The sequence below is a fragment of the Rhizobium sp. NLR10b genome (genome assembly GCF_019685435.1).
Taxonomy (GTDB): Bacteria; Pseudomonadota; Alphaproteobacteria; order Rhizobiales; family Rhizobiaceae; genus Rhizobium.
In genome coordinates, this window is the sequence record NZ_JABDWV010000045.1 from 1 (window position 1) to 4,402 (window position 4,402).

At 58.3% G+C, this 4,402-nt stretch carries 3 protein-coding genes and 4 pseudogenes; 3 read left to right on the top strand and 4 right to left on the bottom strand.

Annotated features, from left to right (window positions below; translation table 11 throughout):
* Window positions 1-132: 132 nt before the first annotated feature.
* Window positions 133-462, top strand: a pseudogene (locus HJB91_RS30325) (DDE-type integrase/transposase/recombinase); the annotation flags it as partial.
* 528 nt (window positions 463-990) lie between these two features.
* Here the strand turns inward: HJB91_RS30325 and HJB91_RS30335 are convergent.
* Window positions 991-1,278: a helix-turn-helix domain-containing protein gene (locus HJB91_RS30335; RefSeq protein WP_221156951.1), complete on the bottom strand. Its 288-nt coding sequence runs from the start codon at window positions 1,276-1,278 to the stop codon at window positions 991-993.
* Window positions 1,271-1,642, bottom strand: coding sequence for a type II toxin-antitoxin system RelE/ParE family toxin (locus tag HJB91_RS30340; RefSeq protein WP_221156952.1), 372 nt, complete (start codon window positions 1,640-1,642; stop codon window positions 1,271-1,273). Before HJB91_RS30340 ends, HJB91_RS30335 begins: the two co-directional genes overlap by 8 nt.
* Before the next feature lie 383 nt (window positions 1,643-2,025).
* Here HJB91_RS30340 and HJB91_RS30345 point away from each other — a divergent pair, with 383 nt between their 5' ends.
* Both HJB91_RS30345 and HJB91_RS31330 read left to right on the top strand, forming a co-directional pair.
* Window positions 2,026-2,532 carry a ParB N-terminal domain-containing protein gene (locus HJB91_RS30345; protein ID WP_409079600.1) on the top strand — a complete coding sequence of 169 codons (507 nt, stop codon included), beginning with the start codon at window positions 2,026-2,028 and terminating at the stop codon, window positions 2,530-2,532.
* Window positions 2,533-2,604 (top strand): annotated as a pseudogene (locus HJB91_RS31330) (transposase domain-containing protein); the annotation flags it as partial.
* A gap of 706 nt (window positions 2,605-3,310) precedes the next feature.
* Here HJB91_RS31330 and HJB91_RS30350 read toward each other — a convergent pair.
* Both HJB91_RS30350 and HJB91_RS30355 read right to left on the bottom strand, forming a co-directional pair.
* Window positions 3,311-4,258, bottom strand: a pseudogene (locus HJB91_RS30350) (IS110 family transposase); the annotation flags it as partial.
* A gap of 4 nt (window positions 4,259-4,262) precedes the next feature.
* Window positions 4,263-4,402, bottom strand: a pseudogene (locus HJB91_RS30355) (IS110 family transposase); the annotation flags it as partial.

Sequence of the window (4,402 nt, forward strand, 5' to 3'; positions counted from 1 at the left end):
AACAACCCGACCCTATCGGAAAACACTGATGGCCGCCCGCAAAGCCGATCACCCGCTACAGCGCAACGAGAAGCGCGCGGGCGCTCGGCTTTGCTACCTCTCGCCACCTACACCACCTGCTGGGACAGGATCGACAAGGAGGCGAAGAAGAAGTTCAAAAGTTATCCGATCGGCTATTTCCACGTCGATATTGCCGAGGTCCAGACGGCCGAGGGCAAGCTCTATCTCTTTGTGGCGATTGACCGCACTTCCAAGTTCGCCTTCGCTGAGCTCTATGCCAAAGCTGGCAAGATGAATGCCGCCCAGTTCCTGCGCAACCTGATCGCGGCGGTGCCCTACACCATCCATACTATCCTGACCGATAACGGCATCCAGTTCACCAACCGAGCCTGTGACCAAAATGCTTTCCAGCACATCTTCGACCGAGTCTGTGAGGAATACGAGATCGAGCATCGCCTGACAACGACGCCGGTTGGCGCCATCTACCGGCTCGAGCATGCGCTTGGCGGATTTGAACAGGAACGCGCGAGCCATCGCCATCGTCTTGTTGACGCCGAACGACGGCTTGCCTCCTACACGCCGCGTCTGGGGGAAAGTTTCTCATCCGAAGCCGAGCTCGAGTTCAAGCTGAGCAAACCGGAGGAGATCGAAAGAGATCTGGCGGCAACCGCCGATGAACCCGAGGAGGATCGCCAACAGGCCGCGTGAACGGCGGCATATCTGCTGCGGTCCCTTGAAACATGGATGGTGGATGCACGTCTATTGGTCATCACCCGTTTTGAGAGCTTGCTGCGATGGCTATTGCCGCGCGCTCATAGCTGCCCGGGTCAGAAAGGGCGCTCCTCGAAAGGGTCGAGCGCCCTTTCGTTTTCCAGTGCGCGAGCACTTTTTGCCACCGACCTAAATTCTTTATCAGCCTGTCAGGCCGCGGAGCGGTGCTTCTTGGCACGAGATCTTGCCGGGTTTTCTTTTGTGACAGGCCCGGCATCATCATCGAACAAGGAAGACAGGACGACCGGATGCCGGTCCGGAGCCGCCCATGGCCCCGACATAACTGCGTAACGTGGATAGAAGCAGATCACTCCGCTGCTCCAGGCGCGATATATTTTCCTGTTTCACACCAAGCGTTTCGGCCATGCGCACCTGGGTGAGGTCGCGCGCCTTGCGCAGATCCTGCAGCGTCCGGTATTCCTCAAAGCGCTCGTTGCCCAGCTTTTCGAGCCGTTCACGGCGTTCTACGGGAAGGCCCTGAAGAACGTCATCCAATGACCTAGCCATTCTTTTTCTCCTTCATTGCGTGGAGGTGTTGTGTCAATCGCTGATCAGCTTTTGCGATCAGCACTTTGTAGAACCGCGTCTGACTGCCGCCCGATTTGTCGCCTGCGACCGGGAGGATTGCACGGCGCTCGGGATCGAACGCATGAGCCAGTCGCCAGACGCCGTCTGCAGCCTTGAACCGCAATTCCTTCATATTCGCGTGGGCCGATCCCTTGAGCGTATCGGCGTAGGGACGACCAAGTTGTGGACCGTAAGCTTTCAGGAGCGGCAGTGCTGCGAAGATTTCGTCCTGTACCTCTTCCGGCAGTGCTGAAAACTCTGGGTCGAACTCGTCGTGGAGCAGAACTGCCCATTCCTTCGCCATAATATGATCCTAGAGTTATATGCTGCCAAGGTTATATTGTTGATTCTGTTTCGGCATCCAAGTTCAACATCGTACAGCGACTGGTGTGACTGGCCAATCGAGCTCGGGCAGATTTAAGACGATGGTAGAGCGGAACGGGAAAGAGGGGGATAGGAAACTGGTTCGCAAGGCGGTCCAACGGCTGACGGTTCCCTTAATCGCGCCGGTCGCCGAGACCGGGCCAGCTTGTCTCGCAAGGCAGATGTGCCTCGCTCCTCCGCAAGCCAGGTCTGCTCCGGCGCAATTGCAGCCGCCGGCCCGACCTGCGGTTCGGGAGATGTCTTCGAAAAGAAGATGAGGAGGCAAGGGCAGTCCGTCCCGCCCGAAACCGAAAGGTCATTCTCATGCAGTTGATTGCAGCCGATCCGCGCAGCCTGAAGGACAATCCCGACCGGTCCCGCCAGGTGAAATCCTCGCCCCAGTCCCACGCGCTGCTGTGCGCACCGATCCGAGCCATCGGCCTTGTGCAGCCACCCATCGTCAAACTCGATCCGGGAGGCGGCAATAGCTACATCATCGTGTTCGGTCACCTCCGCGCCGCCCAGGCGATCGCCGCGGATCTCATGGAAATCCCGCTGCTGCTGGCCGATCCCTCCGACGATCTCGGCGCCATGCAATCCTTCGCGGAAAACATCGCCCTCGAACCGCTCAGCCCTGTCGACCAATGGCGCGCCATCGAACGGCTGGTTGCTCTCGGATGGACAGAGGAATCGTCCGCCCTGGCGCTGGCACCCCCAAGCCGCCAACTATGCCGATTGCCAACCAACGGCGACCCGCCAAACTGGCTGGGAACGCTCGGTTTGCCGCAAATATTAGAAGAGACACTCGGCATAGTTCGCTGGTCGGCATAAACCTGCAAGCTCAACGCCGTCGATCCGCTTGCGTATTTAACAAGCACGCTCACTGCCATCGTCAACGGCCACTAGCAGAGGCAGATTGAGGCCTGCTACCGTGGAATTATGCAGTGGCAGGTCAATCGACAGCGCCGCCTTTATCGGCTTCCCAAGCGTTCGCCATGGTAAGCACTTCATCCAATGGCTCATCAAGGTGCATGTGGTGCAAAGAAGCCGATCAGGCCGTGAGCCATCTCCAATCACTAGCCAATCTACTTTCTCCTCCAGAACGTCGGAGCCAGGCCCGAATATCGCTAACAACGAAATGCCATCGGCAAGACACCTTTCCACAAAGGCCTCCAGGAGAGCTTCGTCCGATACTGGCGAATGTAAAACGAGTTTCTGGGCGAGAAACATGGGCTAACGTTAGACCGAGACAGCGATAACTGCAATTTTTGCTCATAGTTGCCTTGTCGTTAAATTCAAATCTACCGACAACATGAGATCAGGACATCGCTCTGATGTCCGTTGTCAATGCTTTAGGCGCGAGGAACAGACCGCCCAAACGAACGGCTGTTCACGATGATCATCGCGTATGGGTGGAGGCGGAACTCAAGGACGTCGGTGATCAAGCTCTGATGCGCGGATTGGCTACGCATTCCCGATAGTGCGTCCGGGGCTGCTCCGATCTTACTGCGGGCGTCGCTCAAATGCCGGCCACAAAGCGTCTGACGGGTGTTCCCCTGCCGTTGTTCCGCCCCCGCCCATGCGCGAGGTGCAAGTTCGATGTGGCGATCTATGATCTGATCGCCTGCGCTTCCCTTGCAACAGCCCACATGAAGCCGGTCAGCTCACGGGCAATGGCGGTACAAACCACCGTCGTTCGCTTTCCGCGTCCGGTCAACATTCGATAACGAGCCGTCAACCGGCTCTGAGCCTTCCATGCTATCTCCCGCACTTTCGGCGGCGCTTGCTCCAGACGGTATAGCTTCCTCGCGCCGACCTTCGGCGGATGGCGATAAGTCCAGGCGCTCTCGACCAACATGTGCCGAACCCGGCCGTTGCCAGCCTTGGTAATCGCACCTCGTCGAACCGTTTCACCCGTTGATCGCTCGCCAGGTACCAGGCCGAGATAGCCCATCAGTTGGCGCGGGCTTTCAAATCGGCTCACGTCGCCGACCTCCGTGGCAAAGGTGACGGCCACGATCAGATCGACCCCTCTTAGCGTCTGTAGAGCTCGGACGACCGGCGCAAGAGACCAGTTCGGTACGAATTCCTCGATGACCTTCTCCAGTCGTTCGACGCGCTCCTTCGAGACGCGCACCGCCTCGACCATTTCCTGCAAAGCGATCTGATGCGCGGGGTGATCGAACTGTTGCTCCTGCAGCCAGCACAGATATCGCATCGTCCAGCCCTTCTTGCGTGGATAGATGCGACCATGCTTGAGCATGAAGGCGCTGATCTGTTGTCGGTGAACCCGCAACGTCTCGACTGCCGCAGCCCGGGCGCGAACGAGGTCTCGCATCGCCTCATGCCCCTCATCGGGAACCCACACCGCTGTGAGCTCGCCGGCCCTCAATAGCCGAGCGAGCGCGAGTGCATCTCGACGGTTTGTCTTCACCCTGTCGCCTGGTTTCCTTGGAATCAATGACGGAGCGACAACCATGCATTCATGGCCAAGGGATTGGATCAGCCGATGCAGGCCGTAACCGGTTGGGCCAGCTTCGTAGCAGACATGTACACGATCAAACTTCGCGGCTATTCTCCTGCACCTCCCGTAACTGCCCGATCAGCACAGAAGCGCGGACCGGGCAAGCGACGGGATGAGATCATGATCCCCGTCTTCGATCAACGCGATCAGCATTCCGACGCCAGCAATCCCCATTGT